This window comes from Phenylobacterium sp. (genome assembly GCF_035539035.1).
Lineage (GTDB): Bacteria > Pseudomonadota > Alphaproteobacteria > Caulobacterales > Caulobacteraceae > Phenylobacterium.
In genome coordinates, this window is record NZ_DATLJI010000012.1 from 506,055 (window position 1) to 531,141 (window position 25,087).

Annotated in this window: 23 protein-coding genes and 1 tRNA gene; 13 read left to right on the forward strand and 11 right to left on the reverse strand. The window is 71.0% G+C overall.

Annotation, left to right across the window (positions count from 1 at the left end; genetic code table 11):
* Positions 1-55: 55 nt before the first annotated feature.
* The 4 genes from VM685_RS07825 to otsB are packed head-to-tail and all read right to left on the reverse strand — an operon-like array spanning position 56 to position 5,004.
* Positions 56-208, reverse strand: a complete 153-nt coding sequence (locus VM685_RS07825) for a hypothetical protein (protein WP_325459562.1) — start codon at positions 206-208, stop codon at positions 56-58.
* A complete protein-coding gene (gene ligD / locus VM685_RS07830; protein ID WP_325459563.1) occupies positions 208-2,847 on the reverse strand; it encodes a DNA ligase D in 2,640 nt (879 codons plus the stop codon). Before ligD ends, VM685_RS07825 begins: the two co-directional genes overlap by 1 nt.
* A gap of 10 nt (positions 2,848-2,857) precedes the next feature.
* The gene (locus tag VM685_RS07835; RefSeq protein ID WP_325459564.1) at positions 2,858-4,258 is read right to left on the reverse strand and encodes an alpha,alpha-trehalose-phosphate synthase (UDP-forming); all 1,401 of its coding nucleotides are present in this window, start codon (positions 4,256-4,258) and stop codon (positions 2,858-2,860) included.
* A complete protein-coding gene (gene otsB / locus VM685_RS07840) occupies positions 4,255-5,004 on the reverse strand; it encodes a trehalose-phosphatase (protein ID WP_325459565.1) in 750 nt (249 codons plus the stop codon). The genes VM685_RS07835 and otsB overlap by 4 nt, the downstream gene beginning before the upstream one ends.
* Positions 5,005-5,158: 154 nt before the next feature.
* Between otsB and zwf the strand changes: the two genes are divergently transcribed.
* Positions 5,159-6,622, forward strand: coding sequence for a glucose-6-phosphate dehydrogenase (gene zwf, locus VM685_RS07845; RefSeq protein ID WP_325459566.1), 1,464 nt, complete (start codon positions 5,159-5,161; stop codon positions 6,620-6,622).
* 3 nt (positions 6,623-6,625) lie between these two features.
* Here the strand turns inward: zwf and VM685_RS07850 are convergent, their stop codons facing one another.
* Positions 6,626-6,895 (reverse strand): hypothetical protein, encoded by a 270-nt coding sequence (locus tag VM685_RS07850; protein ID WP_325459567.1) that lies wholly within the window; start codon positions 6,893-6,895, stop codon positions 6,626-6,628.
* Between the two features lie 43 nt (positions 6,896-6,938).
* Positions 6,939-8,825 (reverse strand): glycoside hydrolase family 15 protein, encoded by a 1,887-nt coding sequence (locus VM685_RS07855; protein WP_325459568.1) that lies wholly within the window; start codon positions 8,823-8,825, stop codon positions 6,939-6,941.
* 159 nt (positions 8,826-8,984) lie between these two features.
* Between VM685_RS07855 and pyk the strand changes: the two genes are divergently transcribed.
* The 6 genes from pyk (at position 8,985) to VM685_RS07885 (ending at position 14,843) form a co-directional block, all read left to right on the forward strand.
* The gene (gene pyk / locus VM685_RS07860; RefSeq protein ID WP_325459569.1) at positions 8,985-10,403 is read left to right on the forward strand and encodes a pyruvate kinase; all 1,419 of its coding nucleotides are present in this window, start codon (positions 8,985-8,987) and stop codon (positions 10,401-10,403) included.
* Between the two features lie 27 nt (positions 10,404-10,430).
* Positions 10,431-11,096 carry a 6-phosphogluconolactonase gene (gene pgl, locus VM685_RS07865; protein WP_325459570.1) on the forward strand — a complete coding sequence of 222 codons (666 nt, stop codon included), beginning with the start codon at positions 10,431-10,433 and terminating at the stop codon, positions 11,094-11,096.
* 75 nt (positions 11,097-11,171) lie between these two features.
* A complete protein-coding gene (gene edd / locus VM685_RS07870; protein ID WP_325459571.1) occupies positions 11,172-12,983 on the forward strand; it encodes a phosphogluconate dehydratase in 1,812 nt (603 codons plus the stop codon).
* A complete protein-coding gene (gene glk / locus VM685_RS07875) occupies positions 12,983-13,951 on the forward strand; it encodes a glucokinase (protein ID WP_325459572.1) in 969 nt (322 codons plus the stop codon). The genes edd and glk overlap by 1 nt, the downstream gene beginning before the upstream one ends.
* Positions 13,948-14,586, forward strand: a complete 639-nt coding sequence (gene eda, locus VM685_RS07880; protein WP_325459573.1) for a bifunctional 4-hydroxy-2-oxoglutarate aldolase/2-dehydro-3-deoxy-phosphogluconate aldolase — start codon at positions 13,948-13,950, stop codon at positions 14,584-14,586. Before glk ends, eda begins: the two co-directional genes overlap by 4 nt.
* A complete protein-coding gene (locus VM685_RS07885; protein WP_325459574.1) occupies positions 14,586-14,843 on the forward strand; it encodes a hypothetical protein in 258 nt (85 codons plus the stop codon). The genes eda and VM685_RS07885 overlap by 1 nt, the downstream gene beginning before the upstream one ends.
* On the opposite strand, the gene VM685_RS07890 is transcribed toward VM685_RS07885, so the two are convergent.
* On the reverse strand, positions 14,840-15,622 hold the full coding sequence (locus tag VM685_RS07890) for an enoyl-CoA hydratase/isomerase family protein (RefSeq protein WP_325459575.1): 783 nt from the start codon (positions 15,620-15,622) through the stop codon (positions 14,840-14,842). The genes VM685_RS07885 and VM685_RS07890 overlap by 4 nt on opposite strands.
* Positions 15,619-16,785, reverse strand: a complete 1,167-nt coding sequence (locus VM685_RS07895; protein WP_325459576.1) for an acyl-CoA dehydrogenase family protein — start codon at positions 16,783-16,785, stop codon at positions 15,619-15,621. The genes VM685_RS07890 and VM685_RS07895 overlap by 4 nt, the downstream gene beginning before the upstream one ends.
* A gap of 71 nt (positions 16,786-16,856) precedes the next feature.
* On the opposite strand from VM685_RS07895, the gene VM685_RS07900 reads away from it, so the two are divergent.
* Positions 16,857-18,077 carry a CoA transferase gene (locus VM685_RS07900; RefSeq protein WP_325459577.1) on the forward strand — a complete coding sequence of 407 codons (1,221 nt, stop codon included), beginning with the start codon at positions 16,857-16,859 and terminating at the stop codon, positions 18,075-18,077.
* A 1-nt stretch (position 18,078) separates the two neighbouring features.
* Entirely contained in the window at positions 18,079-18,633 is a 555-nt protein-coding gene (locus VM685_RS07905) for a hypothetical protein (protein WP_325459578.1), read from the forward strand.
* Here VM685_RS07905 and VM685_RS07910 read toward each other — a convergent pair.
* From VM685_RS07910 to VM685_RS07920, 3 genes are all read right to left on the reverse strand, one after another.
* The gene (locus tag VM685_RS07910) at positions 18,630-19,028 is read right to left on the reverse strand and encodes a Zn-ribbon domain-containing OB-fold protein (protein ID WP_325459579.1); all 399 of its coding nucleotides are present in this window, start codon (positions 19,026-19,028) and stop codon (positions 18,630-18,632) included. The two genes, VM685_RS07905 and VM685_RS07910, sit on opposite strands and share 4 nt — an antisense overlap.
* 3 nt (positions 19,029-19,031) lie before the next feature.
* Complete coding sequence (locus VM685_RS07915; protein WP_325459580.1) at positions 19,032-20,231, reverse strand: thiolase domain-containing protein; 1,200 nt, start codon at positions 20,229-20,231, stop codon at positions 19,032-19,034.
* A gap of 77 nt (positions 20,232-20,308) precedes the next feature.
* A complete protein-coding gene (locus VM685_RS07920; protein ID WP_325459581.1) occupies positions 20,309-21,784 on the reverse strand; it encodes an AMP-binding protein in 1,476 nt (491 codons plus the stop codon).
* A gap of 116 nt (positions 21,785-21,900) precedes the next feature.
* On the opposite strand from VM685_RS07920, the gene VM685_RS07925 reads away from it, so the two are divergent.
* From VM685_RS07925 to VM685_RS07940, 4 genes are all read left to right on the forward strand, one after another.
* Positions 21,901-23,451 (forward strand): class I adenylate-forming enzyme family protein, encoded by a 1,551-nt coding sequence (locus VM685_RS07925; RefSeq protein ID WP_325459582.1) that lies wholly within the window; start codon positions 21,901-21,903, stop codon positions 23,449-23,451.
* A 73-nt stretch (positions 23,452-23,524) separates the two neighbouring features.
* A complete protein-coding gene (locus VM685_RS07930; RefSeq protein WP_325459583.1) occupies positions 23,525-23,947 on the forward strand; it encodes a PaaI family thioesterase in 423 nt (140 codons plus the stop codon).
* A gap of 84 nt (positions 23,948-24,031) precedes the next feature.
* Positions 24,032-24,121: transfer RNA gene (locus VM685_RS07935), tRNA-Ser, on the forward strand.
* Positions 24,122-24,185: 64 nt separating this feature from the next.
* The gene (locus VM685_RS07940; RefSeq protein WP_325459657.1) at positions 24,186-25,067 is read left to right on the forward strand and encodes a ribose-phosphate diphosphokinase; all 882 of its coding nucleotides are present in this window, start codon (positions 24,186-24,188) and stop codon (positions 25,065-25,067) included.
* The last annotated feature ends 20 nt before the right edge of the window (positions 25,068-25,087 follow it).

Sequence of the window (25,087 nt, forward strand, 5' to 3'; positions counted from 1 at the left end):
GCCGGACGTCGCCACAATGTGTCGAGGGATTGCGCCGGCGCAACGCCGGCGCGGCCTAGGTCTTCTTCCGGGTCAGCACCTGGAAGGCCAGGACGATGCCCAGCACCACCACCGCGGCCCAGGCGAGCGCCCGGATGGCGTCCACCACGAAGCCCAGCACCGCGCAGGCGACGATCACCGCCAGCAGGATCGCGATCCACTTGCCCATCAGCCCCTCAGCTTCCTGATCGCGGGCTCCAGCGGCCGCTCGCTGTCGAAATAGTCAGCCCAGGCCTTGGTCTTCTTCAAGAGGCCCGGCGCCGTGCGGATCGTGTATTTCTTCGGATCGAGGCCCGGCTTCACTTGGTCCCAGGTCACGGGGAAGGACACCGGCGCGCCCGGACGGCCGCGCGGCGACAGCGGCGCCACCGCCGTGCTCATCCGGTCGTTGCGCAGGTAGTCGAGGAAGATCCGACCCACCCGCTTGGCCTTGGCCATGTTGACCACGTACTTCGCCGGCTCCTCGGCGGCGATCGCCAGGCAGACGTCCTGGGCGAATTTCTTGGCGGTCGGCCAGTCCATCTTGCCCTTGCCGCCCTTCAGCGGGGTGACCACGTGCAGGCCCTTGCCGCCGGTGGTCTTGCAGAAGGAGACCAGCCCCAGCTCGTCGAGCTTGTCCTTCACCCGGAGCGCGCCTTCGATCACCCGGTCGAAGGAGATGTCCTCGTCCGGATCGAGGTCGAACACCAGCCGCCCCGGCGTCTCGGGCGAGAAGGGCTGGTTGTTCCACGGGTGGTATTCCAGCGCCCCGATCTGCGCCATGGCGGCCAGCGCCTCGATCCGGTCGAGCTGCAGGTAGGGCTTGTGGTCGCCGAACACCTGGACCTCGGTGATCAGGGCGGAAGATCCCTTGCCGGCGTGGCGCTGGAAGAACCTCTGGTCGCCGTTGATCCCGTCCGGCATGCGGATGATCGAGCAGGGCCGGCCCTTGATGTGCGGCATCATCCAGGGCCCGACGGTCTCCAGGTAGCGGGCGAGGTCCAGCTTGGTCACCGGCTTGCCGTCGCCGCCGTCCGGCCAGAGCGCCTTGTTCGGGTTGGAGAGCAGGACGCCCATCACCACCGGGTCGGGGCCCCTCGCGGCGGCGGTCTTCGGCTTCGGGGCGGGCTTGGCCGGCTTCGCTTCGGGTTCGGCGAGTTCGGTGGACAGCGGCGCCGGCGTCTCGGCCTCGACCTCGGCGGCGGGCTTGTCCTCGCGCAGCGCCTTGAACGCCCCCTGGCGGACCATGCCCGACCCGGTGAAGCCGGCGAACTCGATCTCCGCCACCAGCTCGGGCCTCGCCCAGTGGACGTTGGCCTCCTTGCGCGGGGCGCCGGGGCCGGTGAACGGGCTCTTGTCGCTCTCGGCCTTCTGCAGGCGGGGCAGGACGCGGGCGACCTTGTCGCGGCCGAACCCTGTGCCGACCCGACCGACGTAGACCAGCTTGTCGTCGCGGTGGACGCCGACCAGCAGGGAGCGCAACTGGCCAGCCTCACCCGTCCAGCCGCCGATCACCACCTCGTGGCCAGCCCGACACTTGGACTTCACCCAGTCCTCGCCGCGGCCTGAGCGATAGGGGGCGTCCAGCTTCTTGGAGACGATGCCTTCCAGCGACATGCGGCAGGCCGACTGCAGCACCGCCTCGCCGGCCGTCTCGAAGTGGTCCACGTAGCGGATCCGCTTCTCGACCTTCTTGCCGCCGGCCTTGAGCGCAGCCTGGAGCCTCACCTTGCGGTCGCGCAGGGGGAGGTTACGCAGGTCCTCGCCGTCCACGAACAGAGCGTCGAAGGCGAAGAAGATCAGGTTTGCCGTCTTGCCGTCCGACAGGGCGGCCTGCAGGGCGGGGAAGTCCGGCGAGCCGTTGTGGTCGAGCGCGCAGGCCTCGCCGTCGTAGAGGCCGTCCGGCAGGGCGGCGGCGTCGGCGGCGATCTCCTTGAACTTCGGCGTCCAGTCGAGACCCGAGCGGGTCTTGATCTGCGCCTTGCCCTTCTCCACCCGCAGCTGCAGCCGATAGCCGTCGAACTTGATCTCGTGCGCCCAGCCGGCGCCCAGCGGCGGCCGGTCCACCGGCTTGGCCAGCACCGGCGGCACGAAGCCCGGCAGGGCGGCGGCCTTCAGCTTCGGCGGCGGCGCAGCCTTCAGCGCGGCGGCCTTGGCCGACTCCTGCTCCGCCCGGTTCGACTGCCAGACGCTGCTGGCGGAGGCCCGGGCGCGGCCGCCCTTCATGAACGGCTTGGGCCCCTTGCCCTTGCCGGCGGCGATCTCCTCCATGGTGCGGCCGGAGGCCACCGAGGTGACGGCCTCCTGCACCAGCTTGTCCCCGTGATCCTCGAGCTCGTGGCCATCGCGGTGCTTGATCAGCAGCCAGTTGTCCTTCTTCTCGCCGGGCCGGCGCTTCATCCGGACCAGGACGAAGCTGCCCTTCAGGCGCTCGCCGTCCATGGTGAACTTGAAGTCGCCCTTGCGGAGCATGGCGTGGGGGTCGCCCTCCGGTTCCCAGTAGCCGCGGTCCCAGAGCATCACCGTGCCGCCGCCGTACTGGCCCTTGGGGATGGTCCCCTCGAAGTCGCCGTAGTCGAGCGGGTGGTCCTCGACCTCCACGGCGAGGCGCCGGTCGGCGGGGTCGAGCGACGGGCCCTTGGTCACAGCCCAGGACCTGAAGACGCCGTCCAGCTCCAGCCGGAAGTCGTAGTGCAGGCGCGTGGCCGCATGCTTCTGGATGACGAAGCGCAGTCGGTTGGACGGCTTGACCGGCTCTTCCCCGCTGGGCTCCGCCGTCTTGGAGAAGTCCCGCATCGACTGGTAGCGGGCGAGCTTCGTGTCGGCCATCCGGGCTCCTTCAGCTGGCCAGCGCCGTCACCCTCGGCTGGACGCCCGCCAGCGCGGTGACGAAGGCGTCGCGCCAGGCGGTGACGTCCTCGCGCTCCACGTTGTCGAAGAGAGCGCGCCAGCGGCGGATTCGCTCCGGCTTCTCCATGACAAGCGCCCGCTTGAGCGCGTCGGCGACCTCTTCGGGGCTGTTCGGATTGACCAGCAGGGCCTCCTGCATCTGCCGCGCGGCGCCCGCGAACCGGGAGAGGATCAGGACGCCGGGGTCCTCCGGATTCTGCGACGCCACGAACTCCTTGGCCACCAGGTTCATGCCGTCGCGCAGCGGCGTCACCAGCCCCACCCGGGCGGCCGAATAGATGCCGGCCAACTCGTCGCGGCGGTAGTTCTTGTTCACATAGCGGAACGGCTGCCAGTCGACGTCGGCGAACTCGCCGTTGATCCGGCCCGAGAGCGCGTCCAGCCGGCCGCGGATCTCCTGGTAGGCCTCCACGCCCTCACGGCTGACGGGGGCGATCTGCAGCATCAGGACCTCCCGCCGCAGGTCCGGGTTGTCGGCCAGCAGCCGCTCGAAGCCGAGGAACCGCTCCTCCAGGCCCTTGGAATAGTCCAGCCGGTCGACACCCACGATCAGCCGGCGGAACACGGTGCAGGCAATCATGATGTCGCGCATCCGCCTGGCTTTCGGCGAGGTCACCATCCGCGCGAAATCGGCCGCGTCGATGCCGATCGGATAGGCGCCGACCTGCAGGGTCCGGCCGAACGCCTTCAGGCAACCCGGCGAGAGCTGTTCGCCCTCCGCCTCGGCCAGCACATATTCCTCGAACGCCTGCCGGTACTCGGCGGTCTGGAAGCCCACCAGGTCGTAGTCGAACATCGCCTGCACGAGCTGCCGGTGGCCGGGCAGGGTGGTGACCAGTTGGTGGGCCGGCCAGGGCACGTGCAGGAAGAAGCCCATCCGGTTCTTCACGCCCAGCCGCCGCAGTTCCCGGCCGAGCGGGATCAGGTGGTAGTCGTGGACCCAGATAAGGTCGTCCGGCTCGATGAGCGGCCGCAGCGTCTCGGCGAAGCGGCGGTTCACCCGCTCGTAACCCTCGCCATAGGCCCGGTCGTAGGCCGTCAGGTCGGAGCGGTAGTGGAACAGCGGCCACAGCGTCTTGTTGGCGTAGCCGTTGTAGTACTCGTCGTAGTCCGCCTCCTCGAGGTCGATGGTGGCGGCGGTGACCCCGTCGATCTTCTGCATCGACAGCTGGCCGGTGAACTTGGGCGTGGTCTTCCCGCTCCAGCCGAACCACAGGCCGGAGTACTCGCGCAGCGCCGCGGCCAGCGCCATGGCCAGGCCGCCGACGCTCTCGTCGCCCTTGCCGCCGGGCGGCTGGACCCGGTTGGAGATGACGATCAGGCGGCTCAAAGCGCCGCCTCCAGCCAGGCCAGGACCTGCTCCACGCCAGCCAGGCGGAAACGGGCCGCGGTCTCCCGCGGCGGGCCCACCAGGATGCCGAGGCCGCCGGCGCCCGCCACCGCCTCGAAGCCGTGCTCGTCGGTGGCGTCGTCGCCGATGAAGATCGGTCGGGCGCCGGCGAAGGGGGGCTGGTCCAGGAAGTCGCGGACGCTGTCGCCCTTGGTGGGGCCCGGCGTGCGCAGTTCCTCCACCATGTCGCCGTGCTGCAGGGTGAGGCCGGTCCCAGCGGCGATCTCGTCGGCGAGCAGGCGCGCCGGTCCGCCGTGGGCCTTCGCCAGCCTGTAATGGAGGGCGACGCTCAGCCCCTTCTCCTCGACGATCAGGCCGGAGTCCCGGCTGGCGAACTCGCGGAAGCGCCTGGAGGCCTCGGGCAGGGCCGGGTGCGGCGCGGCCTCGTGCACCGTGCCGTCCGGTTCCCGGCGGACGAGACCGTGCACCGCGGCGACCGAGATCACGCGGCCCTCCAGGATGCGGTCCACGTCGGCGAGGGTTCGCCCGCTGATCACCGCCAGACGACCGTCCATGGCGCGGGCGAGGTTCTCCACGAGCCGGGTTCGGCGCGGCTCCGCGCGCACGTCCTGCGGCCGTGAGGCGATGGGGGCGAGCGTGCCGTCCAGGTCGAGGAACAGGGCCGCCTCGGCCAGCAGCAAGGGCTTGGGCGCCGGCAGTCCGATGGTCAGCTCCTCGAAGGTCATGAAGTACGGCGCCCCCGCTCCCACGCGCAAAGCCGCCGCCCGGCCCAGGCGGCGCCATATCAACACTGGAAGAACTCGCGAAGCCCCTTGACGTTGCATTATCCAGCCGCCGCTATGCGCGCCGTCCAATCCCGACTCAGAAGAGGTGAAGCCGATGGCTGAGACGCCGCAGGCCGACGTGATCGTGCTGTTCGGCGGCGCCGGCGACCTCGCCCGGCGCATGCTTCTGCCATCGCTCTACTTCCTGGATTCCGACGGCTTCCTGCCCGAGGGCTTCCGGCTGGTGGCCACCGCCCGCTCGGACATGACCCGCGAGGCGTTCCTCGACATGGTGCATGGCGACCTCGCCGCCCGCCCCGAAGGCCTGGACGAGACGGTCTGGAAGCGGTTCTCCGACCGCGTGCAGTACGTGGCCGCCGACGCCACCTCGGCCGAGGGCGTCGCCGCCCTGAAGCCGCACCTGGAGGGCGCCCGGGCGCCGATCTTCTACCTGGCGCTCTCGCCCAGCCTCTATGGCCGCGTCTGCGTGGCCCTGGCCGCGGCCGGTCTGGCCATCGACGAGAGCCGCATCGTGCTGGAGAAGCCGATCGGCCGCGACCTGGAATCCTCCCGCGTGATCAACGTCTCGGTCGGGGCGGTCTTCGACGAGGACCGGATCTTCCGGATCGACCACTACCTGGGCAAGGAGACGGTCCAGAACCTGATCGCCCTGCGCTTCGCCAACACCCTGTTCGAGCCGCTCTGGAACAACCTCACCGTCGACCACGTGCAGATCACCGTGGCGGAGACGGAGGGCGTCGGCGAGCGCTGGCCCTACTACGACGAGTACGGCGCGCTGCGCGACATGCTGCAGAACCACATGCTGCAGCTCCTCTGCCTGGTCGCCATGGAGCCGCCGGCGGACATGGAGCCGGACTCGGTGCGCAACGAGAAGGTGAAGGTGCTGCGCTCGCTCCGCCGTTTCACCCGAGCCGACGCGCAGGCGGCCTCGATCCGCGGCCAGTACACGCCGGGCGTCGTGGGCGGAAAGGCGGCGAAGGGCTACGAGGAGGAGCGGGGCGAGGCTTCCGACATCGACACCTTTGTGGCGCTCCGGGCCGACATCGACAACTGGCGCTGGGCGGGCGTGCCCTTCTTCCTGCGCACCGGCAAGCGCCTGCCCGAGCGGCGCACCCAGATCGCCATCCAGTTCAAGGGCGTGCCCCACTCGATCTTCGGCAACGCCGCCAAGGACGACCTCACGCCCAACCGGCTGGTCATCGACCTGCAGCCGGACGAGGACATCGAGCTCCTCCTCATGAACAAGGCGCCCGGCATCACCCAGGGCGGCATCCGCCTGCAGTCCCTGCCGCTGTCGCTGTCGCTGCTGAAGGCCTACGAGGGGCCCGGCGCGCGCCGCCGGATCGCCTACGAGCGGCTCCTGCTGGACGTCATCCTCGGCAACTCCACCCTGTTCGTCCGCCGCGACGAGGTGGAGGAGGCCTGGCGCTGGGTGGACGGGGTGGCCGACGCCTGGAAGGAAGCCGGCCTCACGCCCAAGCCCTACGCCGCCGGCTCCTGGGGCCCCGCGGGCGCCTTTGCCCTGATCGAGCGGGCCGGCCGGGCCTGGTACGACTGAGGCCTAGCCCGTGTGGCTGGCCCGGCTCAGCGGCGTGGGCTCGCCGAAACGGTGCGGGTCGCGCCCGAGCGCCATGCGCAGGACGGTGATCTCCTGCGAGGTCTCCAGCATCTCGACGATGTCGTAGAAGGCCTGCTTCTCGTCGAAGTCGTCGGGCCTGGAGAGGCGGTCGGCGACCTTCTCCTGGATGCGGCTGATGAAGGCGTCGGCGGCCTCGGCCGCGGCGCGCAGCTCCTCGGGGCTCCCGTGGCCCTTGGTGAAGTCCTCGCTCATAGGACCTCTACCGCTGAGGAGCGCGAAGGTTCCCCGCGCCTCCTCACCGCACGCTCGACCAGGGCCGCGACAGCAGGGTCGCGCAGTTGATCAGGCCGACGAGCGAGTAGGTCTGCGGATAGTTGCCCCACAGCTCCCCGTCGCCGGAGAAGGAGATGTCCTCCGACAGCAGGCCCGCGGCCGTGCGCCGGCCCAGCATCTCCTCGAACAGCTCGCGCGCCTCCTCCGAGCGGCCCGACAGGTGCAGGGCCTCGATTAGCCAGAAGGTGCAGAAGTTGAAGGCCGTCTTCGGCTCCCCGAAGTCGTCGGGGATGGCGTAGCGCAGCATGAAGGGGCCTCGGCGCAGACCCTCCTCCACGGCCTTCATGGTCGCCACCATGCGCGGATGGTCCGGCGGGCAGAACCGCACGTCCACGAGCTGGAGCAGGGAGGCGTCCAGCTCGTCGCCGCCGAAGGTGGCGGCGTAGCGGCCGAGCTCCGCGTTCCAGGCGCGGGTCTCGATGGTCTCGCGCACCCGCGCCGCGCGGCCGTCCCAGTATTTGGCCCGGTCCGAGAGGCCGAGCTTCTCGGCGGCGTTGGCGAGCCTGTCGCAGGCGGCCCAGCACATCACCGACGAATAGGTGTGCACCGCCTCCCGGCCGCGGAACTCCCAGAGACTGGCGTCCGGCTTGTCGTGCAGCTCGAAGGCCCGCTCGCCGATAGGCTCCAGCGCGCGGAAGTCGTCCACGGTGGCGGGGCGGAGCAGGCGCTGGTCGAAGAAGGCCTGGACGGTGGAGAGCACGATCTGGCCGTAGACGTCGTGCTGCAGGTGCTCGTGGGCCTGGTTGCCCACCCGCACGGGCCCCATCCGGCGATAGCCCGGCAGGTGCGGCGCCACCCACTCGGTGAGCACGGGCTCGAGCCCCACGCCGTAGACCGGCTGGACGTGTCCCGCGCGGCTCTTGTCCACCACCGTGGCGGGCCCCAGCCCGCCCGCGCCCGCCGCCCCATAGACCGGCGCCTCGTCCCCCTTGCGGGCCTGGTCCACCAGGTTGCGCAGGTAGACGAGGTAGTTCTCCAGCATGTCGGCCGCGCCCAGCCGGTTCAGCGCCTGAACCACGTAGTAGGCGTCCCGGAGCCAGCAGTAGCGATAGTCCCAGTTGCGGGCCTGCCCGCTCTCGTCGGCGTGCTCGGGGATGGAGGTGGTCAGCGCCGCGACGATGGCCCCGGTCTCCTCGTAGGCGCAGAGCTTCAGGGTGATCGCCGCGCGGATCACCGCCTCCTGCCACTCCAGCGGCGTGGACAGGGTGCGGACCCAGCTGCGCCAGTAGTCGGTGGTCTCGCGCAGCATCCGGGCGGTGGTGGTGGCGACGTCGGAATCGAAGCCTTCGTCGGGACCAAGGAACATGGCGATCGGCTCTTCCAGCCGGAATGTCCGTTCCTCGCCGATGTGGCTGATGGGAGCGTCGGTAGTGAGCCGCAGCGTCATCTCCGGCCCGACGAAGCGCATGTGGTTGGAGCCCGCCGTCGTGGCGGTGGCGTGCTCGCCGTAGTTGGCCGTCGGCCGCAGGCGGATGCGGATTCTCGGCGTGCCCGCCAGCGGCCGGATCAGCCGGATGAAGGCCAGGGGCCGATAGACCCGGCCGAGCTGGCGATACCGGGGGCAGAAGTCGATGATCTCGAGGCGGGCGCCCGAGCGGTCGGCGATCTCGGTGCGCAGGATCGGCGTGTTGCGCAGGTAGCCTTGCCGAACCTCCGCCTGGTCCTCGGCCTGGATGTCCCACACCCCCTGGGCGATCTCGTCGCCCGGGTCGCCGCCGCCGAGCAGGGCGGAGAAGAACGGGTCGCCGTCCACCCGAGGCACGCAGGCCCAGACGAAACGGCCGGCGCGGTCGATGAGGGCGCTGGCGGTGCAGTTTCCAATGGGGAACAGGTCGAGTGTCTGGCCCAAGCCTTGGGATCCCTTCTCTTTGGTATCGATACCGGGCGGAGCCCCGTTTCCGCTCGACGCGGGCTAAACGTGCCTTGATAACCTTGGCTCCGGAAGCCGGACGAGTCGCTCGCGCGTTCTCGACGGCTGACCCCACCAGAGCAGACGGAAGTTAGCCGGATGATCCGAGCCCGACGCGCCCGCATCGTCGCGACCTTAGGACCCGCCAGCCGCGAGGCCGGCAAGATCCGCGAGCTCGCCCAGGCGGGCGCGGACGTCTTCCGGGTCAACTTCAGCCACGGCAGCCACGCCGACCACGCCCGGGCGATCCAGTCCGTGCGCAAGGCCGAGGCGGCGGTGGGCCGGCCGCTGGCCGTGCTGGCCGACCTGCAGGGGCCGAAGCTGCGGCTCGGCGAGTTCGCCGACGGCGTGATCCGGCTGAAGGCGGGGCAGAGCCTGCGGCTCGACCTCAAGGCCGCCGCCGGCGACGCCGCACGCATCGGCGTGCCGCATCCGGAGGTGTTCGCGGCCCTGCGCTCCGGCGCCGTGGTGCTGCTGGACGACGGCAAGGTCCGGCTGCGGGTGACCAAGCACGGCCCCGACTTCGCGGACACCATCGTCGAGGCGGGCGAGCAGCTCTCCAACCACAAGGGCCTGAACCTGCCGGGCCTGGCCATCCCGATCCCGGCGCTCACCGAGAAGGACCGCAAGGACCTGGCCTTCGCCCTCGACCAGGGCGTGGACTGGGTGGCGCTCTCCTTCGTCCAGCGGGCCTCCGACATGGCCGAGCTGCGCCGCCTGGTGCAGGGCCGCGCGGGCGTCCTGGCCAAGATCGAGAAGCCGGCGGCCCTGGAGGTGCTGGACGAGATCCTCGACCTCTCCGAGGCGATCATGGTCGCCCGCGGCGACCTCGGCGTGGAGCTCGCGCCCGAGGACGTGCCGGTGGTCCAGAAGCAGCTCGTCCGCGCCGCCCGCCTGCGCGGCATCCCGGTGATCGTGGCCACCCAGATGCTGGAATCCATGACCAAGTCGCCGACCCCCACCCGGGCGGAGGCCTCCGACGTCGCCGGGGCGGTGTACGAGGGCGCCGACGCCCTGATGCTGTCGGCCGAGAGCGCGGTGGGCGACTATCCGATCGAGGCGGTGTCGATCATGGACCGCATCATCACCCGGGTGGAGCACGACCCCCGCTGGCCCGAGCTGATGCGCGCCGAATATCCCGTGGAGGACGCAGACGCCGACGCCCTGGTGGCCGCCGCCCGCCGGGCCGCGGAAGCCGCCTCCACCGCCTGCCTGGCGGCCTTCACCACCACCGGCCAGACGGCGCTGCGCCTGTCGCGGGAACGGCCGCTGCAGCCGACCCTCGCCCTGACCCCCAGCCTCAACACCGCGCGCCGCCTGGCGCTCGCCTGGGGCGTGGAGCCGCGCATCGTCCCCGAGCTGTTCGACCCGGAGGATCTGGCCCGGGTGGCGGTGGAGCAGGCGGTCGCCACCGAACTCGCCCCGCCCGGCCAGCGGGTGCTGATCCTCGCCGGCCTGCCCATGGGCTCGCCCGGGGCGGCCAACATCCTGCGGCTCGCCCACACTCCGCGGCGCTAGCGGCCGGCTGGCGCGTTGAGCAGGGGCATGCTGGAAACCTATCCCTCCGCCGGCGCCCTGGCCGAGGCCGCCGCGCACGGCGTCGAGGCCGCCCTGGCGCAGGGCCTGCGCACCCGCGGCCGGGCAAGCCTCGTCGCCACCGGCGGCCGCTCGCCCGGCGCGGTCTACGACGCCCTGCAGGGGGCGAAGGTCGACTGGGCGCGGATCATCGTGACCCTCTCCGACGAGCGCTGCGTGGAGCCCGACGCGCCGGAGGCGAACACCCGCCTCGTGCGGGAGCGCCTGCTCAGGGGCGAGCCGGCCAAGGCCCACTTCATCCCGCTGTGGCCGGAGTCCGCCGAAGCCGCGCTGCGGGCCCTGCTGCCGTTCGACGCCGTCCTGCTGGGCATGGGCGAGGACGGGCACGTGGCCTCCCTGATCCCGGGTGACCCCGGCCTCGCCGCGGGCCTGGATCCCGCGGGCCAGGCGCTCACCCGCCCCGTTCCCGCGGGCCTCGGCTCGCCGCCCCTGCCGCGCATCACGCTCACGCTGGCAGCCCTGCTGCAGGCGCGCGCCATCTTCCTCTTGATCGCCGGGGACGCTAAGCGCGAGGTGGTCGCCCGCGCCCAGGCCGGAGCCGATCTGCCGGTGAGGGCGCTCCTCGCCCAGGACCGGGTTCCCGTCCGCGTCCTCTGGGCGCCCGAGCATTCGTGAAACGGATGCGTTTAGGTGTTTTCGAGTACGCCGCGTCCGCCTTGCGGGACACGGCAAGCCACGAGAGGTAGCGCCATGCATCCGGTCACGGCCGAGGTCACCGAACGCATCGTCGAGCGCAGCCGCGCCACCCGGGCTGACTACCTGGAGCGGATGAACGCCGCCCGGCACGCCGGTCCCGGCCGGGCGAAGCTGTCCTGCGCCAACTTCGCCCACGCCTTCGCCGCCGTGGGCGAGGGCGACAAGCAGCGGATGCGCGACCCCACCGCCCCGAACGTGGCCATCGTCTCCAGCTACAACGACATGCTCTCGGCCCACCAGCCGCTGGAGCGCTTCCCGGCGATCATCAAGCACGCGGCCCGCGAGGTGGGCGCCACGGCGCAGTTCGCCGGCGGCGTGCCCGCCATGTGCGACGGTGTCACCCAGGGGCGGCCGGGCATGGAGCTGTCGCTGTTCTCCCGGGACGTCATCGCCATGTCGACGGCGGTGGCCCTGACCCACGACGCCTTCGACGCGGCCCTGATGCTGGGCATCTGCGACAAGATCGTGCCCGGCCTGACCATGGGCGGCCTGGCCTTCGGCCACCTGCCGACCATCTTCGTCCCCGGCGGGCCGATGACCTCGGGCATCTCCAACGCCGAGAAGGCCCGGACGCGGGCGCTCTACGCCGAGGGCAAGGCGACCCGCGAGGAGCTGCTGGACTCGGAGATGAAGTCCTACCACGGCCCCGGCACCTGCACCTTCTACGGCACCGCCAACTCCAACCAGATGATGATGGAGATGACCGGCCTGCACCTGCCAAACTCCGCCTTCATCCAGCCCAACACTCCGTTGCGCGATGCGCTGGTGGCCGCCGCCGCCCGCCGGGCGGTGGAGATCCGCGACGGGACCAACGACTACACGCCGATGTCGGCCGTGTTCGACGAGAAGAGCGTCGTCAATGCCCTGGCGGGGCTGCTGGCCACCGGCGGCTCGACCAACCACACCCTGCATCTGGTGGCGATGGCGCGGGCCGCCGGCGTCGTGATCACCTGGGAGGACTTCGACGACCTCTCCCGCATCACCCCGCTGATCGCCCGGGTCTACCCCAACGGCTCGGAGGACGTGAACGCCTTCCACGCCGCCGGCGGCATGGCCTATGTGATCCGCCAGCTCCTCGAGGCCGGTCTCGTCCACGAGGACGTCATGACCGTCGCGGGCCCCGGCCTGCGGCGCTACACGGCCGAGCCCTTCCTCGACGGCGACCGGCTGGTCTGGCGCGAGGGGACGGCGGCGTCCCTCGACCGCGACCTGCTCAGGCCCGTGGACGACCCCTTCCAGGCCGAGGGCGGCCTGCGCCTGCTGAGGGGCCCGCTCGGCCGGGGCGTCATCAAGACCTCTGCGGTGAAGCCGCAGCACCTGGTGATCGAGGCGCCGGCCCTGGTGTTCGACGACCAGGACGACCTTCTCGCCGCCCACAGGCGGGGCGAGCTCAACCGCGACTTCGTGGCCGTGGTCCGCTTCCAGGGACCGCGGGCCAACGGCATGCCGGAGCTGCACTCGCTCACGCCGGCTCTGGGCGTCCAGCTCGACAAGGGCTATCAGGTCGCCCTTGTCACGGACGGCCGGATGTCGGGCGCCTCGGGCAAGGTGCCGGCCGCCATCCACATGACGCCGGAGGCCGCCGATGGCGGTCCGCTGGCCTACGTCCGCGACGGCGACATCATCCGGCTGGACGCGGTCACCGGGGAGCTGACGATCAAGGTGGAAGCGAACGAATTGATGAGCCGCACCCCTGCCGCCGCCCGGCCGTCCGGCTTCGGCTACGGCCGTGAGCTGTTCGGCTGGATGCGCCGCGCCGCCGGTCCCGCCGACGCCGGCGCCTGCGCCCTGTTCGAGGCCGCCTAGTGAAGCCCAGCTATGTCGGACTGGTGGGCGATGTCGGCGGCACCAACGCCCGCTTCGCCGTGGTGGACGCCCAGGGCCACATCCGCAATCCGCGCATCTTCCCGGCCAAGGACTACACGACCATCACCGAGGTGATCGGCGAGTACCTGGAGACCACCTGCGGCCGAAAGCGCCCGCCCCGCGCGGTGATCGCCGTCGCAGGGCCCGTGGTCGACGGCGAGATCGAGTTCACGAACCTCGACTGGCAGATCTCCGAGGGCGACCTGATCGCCGACTTCGGCTTCGAGGCGGTGAAGCTGCTCAACGACTTCGCGGCTCAGGCGCTGGCCTGCCCGACGCTCGACCCGGAGGAGCTGAAGCCCATCGGGCCGAAGCTGAAGGGCGGCTCGGACTGCCCGATGGTGGTCCTGGGCGCCGGCACCGGCTTCGGCGTCGCCGGCCTCGCCCGCGCCGACCGCGGCGACGTCTCGGTGGCCACCGAGGGGGGCCACGCCGCCTTCGCGCCCACCGACGAGGTGGAGGTGGAGGTCTGGCGGCGGCTGCAGGCGCGCTACGGCCGGGTGTCGGTCGAGCGGCTGCTGTCGGGCCCGGGACTCTTCGACCTCTACCGTGCGCTCGGCGACATCGAGGGCACGCCCGCGCCGCTCGCCGACCAGCGCGAGGTGACCGAGGCCGGCAACGGCGGGGACCCCCTGGCCGACCGCACCCTCGACCGGTTCTGCGGCATCCTGGGCTCGGTGGCCGGCGACCTGGCGCTGACCTTCGGCGCCCGCGGCGGCGTGTTCATCTCCGGCGGCATCGCGCCCCGGCTGGGCGACCGGCTCGACCGCGGCGGCTTCCGCGCCCGGTTCGAGGACAAGGGCCGCCTGGCCGACTACGTGCGGCAGATCCCCACCTCGCTCGTGCTGCACCCCTATCCGGCGATCGTCGGGTCGGCGCGCGAGCTGGCGCAGATGGAGCGGCTATGAAGATCCAGGACATCCTCATCCGTGCGCCGGTCATCCCCGTCCTGATCATCGACGATGTCGCCCACGCCGTGCCGCTCGGCCGCGCCCTGGTGGAGGGCGGTCTGTCGGTGCTCGAGATCACCATGCGCACCCCCGTCGCCGCCGAATGCATCGCCCGCGTGGCCGGCGAGATCGAGGGGGCGGTGGTGGGCGCGGGCACGGTGCTGACGGCGTCCATGCGCCAGGCCGCCGCCGACGTCGGGGCCCAGTTCGTGGTCAGCCCCGGCCTGATCGAGGGCGAGGCGGCCGACGGCCCCGTTCCCCTGCTGCCCGGGATCGCCACCGCCACGGAAATGATGGCCGGGCTCGCCGCCGGCTTCGAATGCTTCAAGCTGTTCCCGGCCAATGTGGTCGGCGGCCCGGGGGCCCTGAAGGCCTACGCCAGTCCCTTCCCGCAGGCGAAGTTCTGTCCCACGGGCGGGGTCAGCGCGGCCAATGCGGCGGAGTACCTGGCGCTCCCCAATGTGCTCTGCGTGGGCGGGAGCTGGGTCGCGCCGACCGAGGCCGTCCGCGCCGGCGACTGGGGCCGGATCACCGCCCTGGCGCGCGAGGCCGCGGCCCTTGCCCCCCGTCCGCCGGCTCCGGTGGAGGGCTGATGACCCACACCAACGAACAGCTCCGCTGGCTGGTGACCGCCCGCGCCAAGCCGGGCGATCCGGGCGCGGCGACGGTCAGCGTGCTGGCCCGCAACGCGCTCGTCCCCGAGCTCGCGTTCGACATGGTGGTCGACTGGCATCCGGGCGCCGAGGCCCCCGACGTGGAGGGCCGCGCGCTCGTCATCCTCTCCCTGCTGTTTCGGGAGCTGGCCGCGGAGTGTGAGCGCGCCGCCGGCACGAGGTTCAGCGAGGGCTAGCGCCCCGTGAAGTTCCCCGCCCGCCGCTCGTTCACGGCGCGCACCCCCTCGGCGAAGTCCTCCGTGGCCCGCAGGATCGTCTGCTGCTCGTGCTCGTGGGCCATCTGCGCCCGGGCGGCCTCCAGCAGGCCGGCGCGCGAGGTCTTCCGCGTGGCGGCCACCGCCAGCGGGGCGTTCTCGGCGATCTCCCGGGCCAGCGCGAGGGCCGCGCCGCGCAGGTCTTCGGCCGCCACGAGCTGGTCCACCAGCCCCCAGGCCAGGGCCTCGTCGGCCTTGATCCGCCGCCCGGTGAGGAACATCAGGTGCGCCCGCTGCTCGCCGATCAGGCGCGGCAGGGTGTGGGTCAGCGCGAAGCCCGGGTGGAAGCCCAGCTTGACGAAGTTGGCCGCGAAACGCGCCTCCGGCGCGGCGATCCGGAAGTCGCAGCAGACCGCCAGGCCCAGGCCCGCGCCCACCGCCGCGCCCTGGACCGCCGCCACGATCGGGGTCTCGATGGCGAACAGCCGGGCCGCCTGCTGGTAGAGCGCCGAGACGCCCTCCATGCCGATCGCCACCCGGTCGTCGGAGCGGGCCAGGTCGGCGCCGGCGCAGAAGGCCTTGCCCTCCGCCTGCAGCACGATCGCCCGCACCTGGTCGGCGGCGTCGGCCGCCTCCAGCGCCTCGGCAAGGTCGCGGACCAGGTCGACGGAGACGAAGTTGGTGGGCGGCCGGTCGATGGTGACGATGGCGACGTGCCCGTCCGTGGCCGTGGTGACGTTCTCGCCGTAGGAGGGCTTCATTTGCGGGTCCCCAGAAGGTTGCGGGCCACCACCCACTTATGGATCTCGGTGGGGCCGTCGTAGATGCGCATGGTCCGCAGCTTGGCCTGCATCAGCGCCAGCGGCAGTTCCTTGGTGACGCCCATGGCGCCGAACGCCTGCATGGCGCGGTCCACCGTCTCATAGGCCATCTCGGTCGCGTACCACTTGATCATGCTGATCTCGTTGCGCACGTCGCGGCCCTGGTCGAGCTTCCAGGCACAGTCGTAGGTCATCAGCCGGGCCGCGTGGATCTTGGTGGCCGCCTCGGCCACCCAGAACTGGATCGCCTGCCGTTCCGACAGGGGTGCGCCGAAGGTCTTCCGCTGCGGGGCGTACTCCACCAGCATGTCCAGCGCCCGCTGGGCCATGCCCACCGACCAGGCCGCCATCTGGATGCGCCGGGTGCCGAGCCTGGTCTGCATCGGCGCGAAGCCCGCGCCCTCCTGGCCCAGCAGCTTCCAGCCCTCGACCCGGCAGTCCTCCAGCGCGATTTCGTACGTATACTGACCGCCCACCATGGGGATCCGGCGCAGTACGTTGAAGCCCGGCGTCCCCTTGTCCACCAGGAAGGCGGTGATCCCGCCGCGGGCCTTCTTCTCCGGATCGGTCACCGCCATCAGGATGGTGAAGTCGGCGTCCTGCGCTCGGGTGATCCAGATCTTGCGGCCGTTGATCACCCAGTGGTCGCCGTCTCGCACCGCCCGCGTGGTCATGGCCGCCGGGTCCGAGCCTGCGCCCGGCTCGGAGATGCCGATGGCCGAGACCGTCTCGCCGGCCACATAGGGGGCGAGGTAGGCCGCCCGCTGCCGCTCGTTCACCGTCTGCATCAGCATGCGCAGGTTGGGGCTGTCCGGCGGCAGGGTGTAGGGCGTCACGCAGCGCCCGATCTCCTCCTCGACGCCCACCATGGCGGTCATCGGCAGGTCGGAGCCGCCCACGTCCGCCGGCGCGTCCAGGCCGAAGAGGCCCAGCTCGCCGGCGACCTTGTCCAGGCGGGCGTGTTCCTCTGGGGCGAGGTAGGCGCCTTGGCCTTCGGCCTCGCGGGCCATGACTCCGGCCTCCAGCGGCATCAGCTCGTCGCGCACGAAACGGGCGACGAGGTCCTTGAGCATGCGGTGCTCTTCGGAGAGTTCGAAGTCCACTGGCCTCCCCCGGGGTCACTCTGGTCTATTGGCCGATCATAACCGGCGATGGCGGAGAGGGGAGGGCGGACGTGGCGGAAGGCAAGGTTCTGGCGAAGGAGGCCACCGGCCCGCTCAAGGGAATCCGGGTCCTGGACCTGACCAGCGTGGTCAACGGCGCCTACGCCACCCAGATCCTGGCCGATCAGGGCGCGGACGTGATCAAGATCGAGGACCCGGGCTCGGGCCGCGGCTCCGGCGGCGACATCATGCGCTGGGCCGGCCACGTGCCGGACGGGACGCCCCGGGACATGGGCCCCATCTTCCTGACCATCAACCGCAACAAGCGCTCGGTGGTGGTCGACCTGAAGCAGGAGAGCGCGCGGCGCGCGATCCGCCGGCTGATCAAGTCCTGCGACGTGTTCGCCGCCTCCGTCCGCTACGAGGGGCTGAAGCGCCTGGGCCTGGGTTACGAGGACGTCGCCGCCATCAAGCCCGACATCGTCTACGTCCACGCCGCCGGCTACGGTTCGGACGGACCCTATGCGGGGGAGCCTGCCTACGACGACCTGATCCAGTCCGCCTCGGGCCTCGCTGACGTCCTTCCGCGCACGGATGGCAACCCGACGCCGCGCATCCTGCCGACCCTGGTGGCCGACAAGGTCTCGGGCCTGTTCATGGCCCAGGCGGTCACCGCGGCCCTGCTGCACCGCGCCCGCACCGGTGAGGGTCAGTTCGTCGAGGTGCCGATGCTGGAGTGCGTGACCAGCTTCCTGCTCGTGGAGCACCTCTACGACCACACCTGGGAGCCGCCGATCGGCCAGTGGGGCTATCAGCGGGTGATCAATCCCTATCGCAAGCCATTCGCCACGAAGGACGGCTACATCGGCCTGCTGCCGTACACCGACAAGCAGTGGGACCAGTTCTTCGACGCCGCCGGCTTCGGCGAGCAGATCAAGAGCGACCCGCGCTTCGCCGATTACGCCACGCGGGCCAAGCACACCCACGAGCTCTATGCCCTGGTGGAAGAGGCGGCGGCGACCAAGACCACCCAGGAGTGGCTGGACCTCCTGAAGCCGCTCTCCATCCCGGTGGTGAAGACCAACCGCCTGGACGACCTGCACGACGAGCCGCACCTGAAGGCGGTGGGTTTCTTCGAGGTCTACGAGCACCCGGAGGCCGGCCGCTACCGCTCGATGAAGCCGCCGGTGAAGTTCTCGAAGAGCCCCGCCAACATCCGCCGCCACCCACCGAGGCTCGGGGAGCACACCGACGAGGTCCTGGCCGAGGTGAGCGAGGGCGAGGAGGCGTGAGGTGCGCGCCGTCGTCATCGGCAGCTCGGGTGCCGGAAAGTCGACCTTCGCCGCCCGGCTCGCCGCGGCCTGCGACTTGACGCGGATCGAGCTCGACGCCCTGAACTGGGGCCCGAACTGGACCAACCGCTCGGCCGTGGAGCCCGGCGACTTCGAGCGCCGCGTGGACGAGGCGATCCGCGCCGAGCGCTGGGTGACGGACGGCAACTACCGCGCCGCGCTCGGCCGCACCTTGCCCAAGGCGACGCACCTGATCTGGCTCGACTACCCGCGGCGCCTCGTGATGGCGCGGGTGATCCGCCGCTCCTTCGTCCGCGCCGCCGGCGGCCGGGAGCTGTGGCCCGGCACCGGCAACCGCGAGGACTTCCGCCGCTGGCTGGACCGCGAGCATCCCATCCGCTGGGCGTGGGACACCTTCCAGCGCCGCCGCCTGCAGTACCAGGCCCTGTTCGCCGATCCCCGCCTCGCGCACCTCGAGAAGCACCGGATCAGCCGCCCCCACCAGGCCGAGCGGCTGATCGCGAAGATGGCGGCCGACGCCTGCCTGGAGCCCTAGGCCGGCACGAACACCGGCACGGGCGGACCACCCTCGGTGTCCTGGAACTTCACCTTCACCCGCATGCCGATCTTCAGGTCCTCGGGCGTCACGTCGACGAAGTTGGTGAGCACCGCCGGACCCTCGTCGAGGGTGACGTAGCCCAGTGCGTAGGGACCGGTCGGCGACTTCCGCATGATCGAGAAGGTGTAGACCACCCCCTCACCCGGACTCTCCTCCCACACCGTCTCGGCGGAGAGGCAGTGGGGGCAGATGTTGCGCGGGTACCAGTGCGCCTTGCCACAGGGAACGCAGCGCTTGATCAGGAACCGGCCTTCGCGGGCCGCGTCCCAGAAGGGCTTGGACTCGATGGTCACCGGCGGGGCGGGGACGGGGCGGGTCATCACTTCGGACATCTCTTACGCCTCCCGTTCCAGGATCACGGTCGCCGAGCCGTGGCGCAGGCCGAGGGAGCCGCCCGTGCCGTGGGCGATGGCCAGGTCGCAGTTGGGCACCTGCACCTTCGGATGGGCCTCGCCGCGGAGCTGGCGCACCGCCTCGATCACCTTGGTGATCCCGCCGCGGTTGGTGGGGTGGTTGTTGCAGAGGCCGCCGCCGTCGGTGTTGAACGGCAGCTTGCCGACGCCAGAGATCAGGTTGCCGTCGGCCACGAACTTGCCGCCCTCGCCCTTCTTGCAGAAGCCGAGGTCCTCCAGCTGCATCAGCACGGTGATGGTGAAGCTGTCGTAGATCGAGGCGTACTTGATGTCGGCCGGCGTCACGCCCGCCTCCTCGAACGCCCGCGGGCCCGACCAGACGGCGCCGGAATGGGTGAGGTCGAGGTCGTGGCCGCCCATGGGGCCCTTCGGCGCCTCGCCCGCGCCCAGCACCCGCACCTTCGGCCGGTTGAGCGATCTGGCGATCTCCGGCGAGGTGACGATCAGGGCGCCGCCGCCGTCGGTGACCACGCAGCAGTCCAGCAGGTGCAGCGGGTCGGAGATCATCCGCGAGTTCACCACCTCCTCGACGGTGACCACGTTCTTCAGGAAGGCGTGCTCGTTCCACTGGGCGTGGTGGGACGCAGCGACCTTGATCCAGGCCAGCTGCTCGGAGGTGGTGCCGTACTCGTACATGTGCCGCATGGCGCACATGCCGTAGGTGTTGTGCGTCGAGCCGCCGTAGATGTTCTCGAAGCCGGCTTCGGGCGGGCCATCGGTCAGGGCGCCGCCGCCGGCCGGGCCGCCGCGCATGCTGGCGCCGGGCCGGTTGCCGCCGTTGCGCGGCCGGCCGGCCAGGGTGATCAGCGCCACCTTGCACTTGCCCGCGGCGATCGCCTGGGCGGCGTGGCCGACGTGCACGATGTAGGAGGAGCCGCCGGTCTCGGTGGAGTCCAGGTGCCGGACGTTCCGAAGGCCCATGTAGTCGATCATCGACAGGCCGCCGAAGCCCGGCGCGTCGCCGGCGCAGAAGTAGCCGTCCACGTCGTCGTGGCTGAGTCCCGCGTCCTTCAGGGCGCCGATGGCGCACTCGGCGTGCAGCTGCGGGGTGGAGGTGTCGGGCGCGTCGCGGAGCGGATGCTCGTACGCGCCCATCACATAGGCCTGGCCCTTGATGCTCATGAACTCCCCAAACAATCGTTCGAAGTTATGCGCGCGGGCTTAGCAGGCCTGACGCGGCGGCAGGAAGTCCGGCCTGCTCAGGCCGGCTCCGCCGTCTTCAGCCGCGCCTCGCGGAGGGCCGAGCGCCGGACCTTTCCGGCGTCGTCACGCAGGGCCTCGTCCACGAACTCGTAGGTGCGGGGCTGCTTGTAGGTGACCAGACGCTCCTTCAGGTGCGCGCGCAGCTCCTCCTCCGAGACGGGTGACCGCGCCTGGATGATCGCGTGCACCGTCGCGCCCAGATCCTCGTCGGGCAGGCCGATCACCGCCACCGACTGCACGGCCGGATGCTCCTCCAGGGCCGCCTCGATCTCCGCCGGATAGACATTGGAGCCGCCCACCAGGATCATGTCGGCGCGGCGGTCGGCCAGGTAGAGGTAGCCGTCGGCGTCGAACCAGCCGATGTCGCCCAGGCTCTCCCAGCCGTCGGGCAGGGTCTTGGGCGTCGCGCCGACGTAGCGATAGGTGGCCGGGGAGCCCGGCGGCCGGCGCATGTAGATCTCGCCCGTCTCGCCGGCCGGCAGCGGCCGGCCGTCCTCGCCGAAGATCGCCATCTCGCCGATCGCGACCCGCCCCACCGAGCCGCGGTGCTCCAGCCACTCGGAGCCGGTGATGATGGTGACGGCCTGGGCCTCGGTGCCGGCGTAGAGCTCCATCACCTCGCCGGGCGCGATCCAGTGGATGAAGGCCTCCTTCAGCCAGGGCGGGCAGGGCGCGGCCATGTGCCAGAGGGTCTCCACCGAGGAGAGGTCGTACTTCGCGCGCACCTCTTCCGGCAGCCGCCAGATGCGGCTCATCATGGTCGGCACGAGGTAGACCCAGGTCGCGCGCCGCGCCTGGATCTCCGCCAGGGTCGCCTCGGGATCGAACCGGGGCATGACCACCACGTGGGCGCCGAGCGCCGTGGCCTGCATCATCATGCCGAAGGGGGCGTTGTGGTACATCGGCGCCGGGATCAGGGCGGTCTCGATCGGCCGCAGCCGGAAGCCGCCAACCTCCGGCGTTTCGCGGAAGGTGAGACCCGGCTGCCCGGCCAGGATCAGCTTCGGCCGGCCGGTGGAGCCGCCGCTGGTCGGCGCCTTGGAGATCGGCGGAATGGCGTCGGGCAGGTCGCCGTCGTCCTCGGACTTGGCCGCCAGGTCCGCGACGCTGAGGATCGGGCGGTCGATGGCATGGTCGAAGGCCGCGATCACCACCGGCGAGTTCGCCAGTTCGACGATCGCCTGCAGCTCGGCCTTCGGCAGCCGGAAGGAGATCGGCTGCGGCGTCGCGCCCAGCTTCCAGATGGCGTGGGCGGCCTCCACGAAGCCGACGCTGTTCGGCAGGCCGAGCGTCACGAGGTCGCCCTGCTTCACCCCGTAGGCCTGCAGACCGCGGGCGATGCGGTTCGAGCGCCGGTCCAGCTCCGCATAGGTCAGGGTCTCGGGCCCGCAGCTCACCGCGGGCGCGTTCGGCTGGAAGCGCGCGTGCTGGCGCAGCTTCGCCCCAAAGGAGATCATCTCGTCGTCGGCCATACGTCCCTCCCGCCGGCGGGTTCGTCCCGCGCTTGGTTGGCTCTACTGAACCCCCCTGACGCTGGGTCCGCAAGGCGCTATGACGTCAAATTGAAACGTCTGTTTGAGGAGCCGCCATGTCCGTCGAGGAACTGCTCGCCCAGGATTTCGGGACGATCGCCGATGTCATCCGTGAGCAGGCGAAGGCGCTGAAGGACCAGCCGGCCCTCGTCGACGCCAAGCGCACGGTCAGCTACGCCGAGCTGGACGCGCTTATGGACCGCATCGCTGCGGCCCTGCAGCGGGATGGCGTGGGCAAGGCCGACGTGGCGGCGATCTGCGCCTCCTCCTCGGTGGAATACGGCGCGACCTTCTTCGGCATCCTGCGGGCCGCGGCCATCGTGGCGCCGCTCGCGCCCTCCTCGACGCCCGAGAGCCTGATCGTCCAGCTGGAGGACAGCGGGGCCAAGGTCTTCTTCCTGGACAAGCAGCTCGCCGATCACATGGCGGGCGTCATCGACCAGGTGAAGGCCAGGCGCGTCAGTCTCGACGGCTCGGACTGCGGCACGCCCTTCGAGGACTGGCTGGCGCCAGAGGGGGCCAAGCCCGTGCTGCACGAGGTCGATCCCGACCAGGGCTTCAACATCATCTATTCGTCGGGCACCACGGGCGCGCCCAAGGGCATCGTCCAGCCGCACCGGATGCGCTGGGGCCAGATCCGCCGCGGGGTCTATCCGCCGGGCGCCGTGACCATGGTCTCCACGCCGCTCTATTCGAACACCACTCTGGTCTCCTTCCTGCCGACCATCTCGAATGGCGGCACGGCGGTGCTGATGCCGAAGTTCGACGTGAAGCAGTTCCTGGAGCTGTCGGAGAAGCACCGCGCCACCCACGCCATGCTGGTGCCCGTGCAGTACCGCCGGCTGATGGAGTATCCCGACTTCGACCGCTACGACCTCAGCTCGTTCCAGATGAAGTTCTCCACCTCGGCGCCGTTCTCGGCGGCGCTGAAGCGCCAGGTGCTGGACCGCTGGCCGGGCGGGCTCGTCGAGTACTACGGCATGACGGAGGGCGGCGGCTCCTGCGGGCTACTCTGCCACGAATTCCCCGACAAGCTGCACACCGTCGGCCGCCCGCTGCCCGGCCACGACATCCGGCTGATCGACGAGGAGGGCAAGGAGGTCCCGCAGGGCCAGATCGGCGAGGTCGTCGGTCGCTCCGGGGCGATGATGGTCGGCTACCACAACCAGCCGGGGAAGACCTCGGAGGCGGAGTGGTGGTCGCCGGAGGGCCTGCGCTACATCCGCACCGGCGACGTGGGCCGCTTCGACGAGGACGGCTTCCTCACCCTGATGGACCGCAAGAAGGACATGATCATCTCGGGCGGGTTCAACATCTACCCGAGCGACCTGGAGGCCGAACTCGTGAAGCACGAGGCGGTGCTCGAGGCGGCGGTGGTGGGGGTCCCGTCGGACAAGTGGGGCGAGACGCCGGTGGCCTATGTGGCGCTGAAGCCCGGCCAGACGGTGTCGGCCGACGAGCTGAAGGCCTGGCTGAACGGCCGGGTCGGCAAGACCCAGCGCCTCGCCGACCTGCAGTTCGTGGACAGCCTGCCGCGCAGCCACATCGGCAAGATCCTGAAGCGCGAGCTGCGCGACGCCTACCAGGGCCCGGCGACCGCAGCGTGAGGAAGTTCGGGCCGCCGGCTTGTCTTCCCCGACGTCCGCCTCCCAAGTCCGGTCGAGCACGGAGAGCAGGACCATGATGGACGGCAACCAGGCGGCGGCGTTCGCCGAGCGGCAGAAGGGAACGCTTCCCGGCAACCTCGCCATCGAGTGGGAGGAGGTGGCCAACGGCGCCGCCCGCGGCCGCTTCACGGTCACCCAGGGCCACATGGCGCCCAACGGCTTCGTCCACGCCGCCTCGGTGATCGCCCTGGTGGACAGCGCCTGCGGCTACGCCTGCGTGGCCTCCCTGCCGGAGGGCGCCAGCGGGTTCACGACGGTGGAGCTGAAGTCCAACTTCCTGGCCACGGCCAAGGTCGGCGAGGTCGTGGCCTGCCGCGCCTGGCTGGTGCACGGCGGCCGCATGACCCAGGTCTGGGACGCCGAGGCGGTCAACGAGACCACCGGCAAGACCATGGCGGTGTTCCGCTGCACCCAGATGGTGCTTTACCCGCGCTAATCAGCCGCTTGCGCGAGCCGGGTCGGATGAGTAGGTTCCGCCGCTCACTCGGCGGGCCCCTCTGCGGCGGCCCGAAGACGGCCTGGAGAGGTGGCTGAGTGGTCGAAAGCACCGCACTCGAAATGCGGCGTACTCGCGAGGGTACCGTGGGTTCGAATCCCACCCTCTCCGCCATTCGCCACGGTCGCGCCGCCCGCGCCGCTGACCTGGCCGGCCGACCGCATCGGACCCTGACCTGATCGACGTCGTCCTTCCCTTCCCGGGCTCCGAAGCCCAGGCCCAGGCGCTGGCGAGCGCCCTTGGCGCCGAGATGGCCGTGCTGGAGACCCGGCGCTTTCCCGATGGCGAGAGCTATGTGCGCATCGGGTCCGACGTGGCCGGCCGGCGCGTCCTGGCGGTCTGCAGCCTGGCCGGGCCCGACGAGCAGTTCCTGCCGCTGGTGTTCGCCGCCGGCGTCGCGCGCGAGCTCGGCGCGGCGCGGGTGGACCTGGTCGCGCCCTACCTCGCCTATATGCGGCAGGACGCGCGGTTCCGGCCCGGGGAAGCGGTCACCTCGCGGCATTTCGCGAAGCTGGTCTCGCGGGAGTTCGACGGGCTGGTGACGGTCGATCCCCACCTGCATCGCCACGCGACCCTGGACGAGATCTACGCGATCCCCGCCATCGCCGCGCGCGCTGCGCCGCTGCTCGCCGCCTGGATCGCCCAGAACGTCGAGCATCCCTTGATCGTCGGCCCGGACTCCGAGAGCGAACAGTGGGCGGCCGAGGTCGCGGCGCTGGCCGGCGCGCCGCACGTGGTGCTGGAGAAGGCGCGGCACGGCGACCGCGACGTGTCCATCGAGGTTCCGGACCTCGGAGCCTGGCGCAACCGCCAGCCGGTGCTGATCGACGACATCGTCTCGTCCGGCCAGACGGTGATCGAGGCCGCCGCGGGGATCGTGCGCCAGCGCCTGTCCCCGCCGGTCTGCCTGGCTGTCCACGCCCTGTTCGATGGAGAGGTGGGCCGGCGGCTCGCCCGCGCCACGCGCGCCGTCGTCTCCACCGACACCGTGCCTCACCCGAGCAACGGCATCCCCGTTGCCGCCCTCCTGGCGGAGGCGGTGCGCAGCGTGACGACCTGAGCTCTTATCGCCTGAGGGAC

What these genes read in the sequence shown, in the direction of transcription:
- VM685_RS07920 (WP_325459581.1), bottom strand. Translation starts at nt 21,784, where the DNA reads ATGGCCGACGACGAGATGATCTCCTTTGGGGCGAAGCTGCGCCAGCAC.
- otsB (WP_325459565.1), bottom strand. Translation starts at nt 5,004, where the DNA reads ATGACCTTCGAGGAGCTGACCATCGGACTGCCGGCGCCCAAGCCCTTG.
- VM685_RS07890 (WP_325459575.1), bottom strand. Translation starts at nt 15,622, where the DNA reads ATGAAGCCCTCCTACGGCGAGAACGTCACCACGGCCACGGACGGGCAC.
- VM685_RS07930 (WP_325459583.1), top strand. Translation starts at nt 23,525, where the DNA reads ATGATGGACGGCAACCAGGCGGCGGCGTTCGCCGAGCGGCAGAAGGGA.
- ligD (WP_325459563.1), bottom strand. Translation starts at nt 2,847, where the DNA reads ATGGCCGACACGAAGCTCGCCCGCTACCAGTCGATGCGGGACTTCTCC.
- VM685_RS07885 (WP_325459574.1), top strand. Translation starts at nt 14,586, where the DNA reads ATGACCCACACCAACGAACAGCTCCGCTGGCTGGTGACCGCCCGCGCC.
- zwf (WP_325459566.1), top strand. Translation starts at nt 5,159, where the DNA reads ATGGCTGAGACGCCGCAGGCCGACGTGATCGTGCTGTTCGGCGGCGCC.
- VM685_RS07825 (WP_325459562.1), bottom strand. Translation starts at nt 208, where the DNA reads ATGGGCAAGTGGATCGCGATCCTGCTGGCGGTGATCGTCGCCTGCGCG.
- pgl (WP_325459570.1), top strand. Translation starts at nt 10,431, where the DNA reads ATGCTGGAAACCTATCCCTCCGCCGGCGCCCTGGCCGAGGCCGCCGCG.
- eda (WP_325459573.1), top strand. Translation starts at nt 13,948, where the DNA reads ATGAAGATCCAGGACATCCTCATCCGTGCGCCGGTCATCCCCGTCCTG.
- pyk (WP_325459569.1), top strand. Translation starts at nt 8,985, where the DNA reads ATGATCCGAGCCCGACGCGCCCGCATCGTCGCGACCTTAGGACCCGCC.
- VM685_RS07850 (WP_325459567.1), bottom strand. Translation starts at nt 6,895, where the DNA reads ATGAGCGAGGACTTCACCAAGGGCCACGGGAGCCCCGAGGAGCTGCGC.
- VM685_RS07925 (WP_325459582.1), top strand. Translation starts at nt 21,901, where the DNA reads ATGTCCGTCGAGGAACTGCTCGCCCAGGATTTCGGGACGATCGCCGAT.
- VM685_RS07910 (WP_325459579.1), bottom strand. Translation starts at nt 19,028, where the DNA reads ATGTCCGAAGTGATGACCCGCCCCGTCCCCGCCCCGCCGGTGACCATC.
- VM685_RS07915 (WP_325459580.1), bottom strand. Translation starts at nt 20,231, where the DNA reads ATGAGCATCAAGGGCCAGGCCTATGTGATGGGCGCGTACGAGCATCCG.
- edd (WP_325459571.1), top strand. Translation starts at nt 11,172, where the DNA reads ATGCATCCGGTCACGGCCGAGGTCACCGAACGCATCGTCGAGCGCAGC.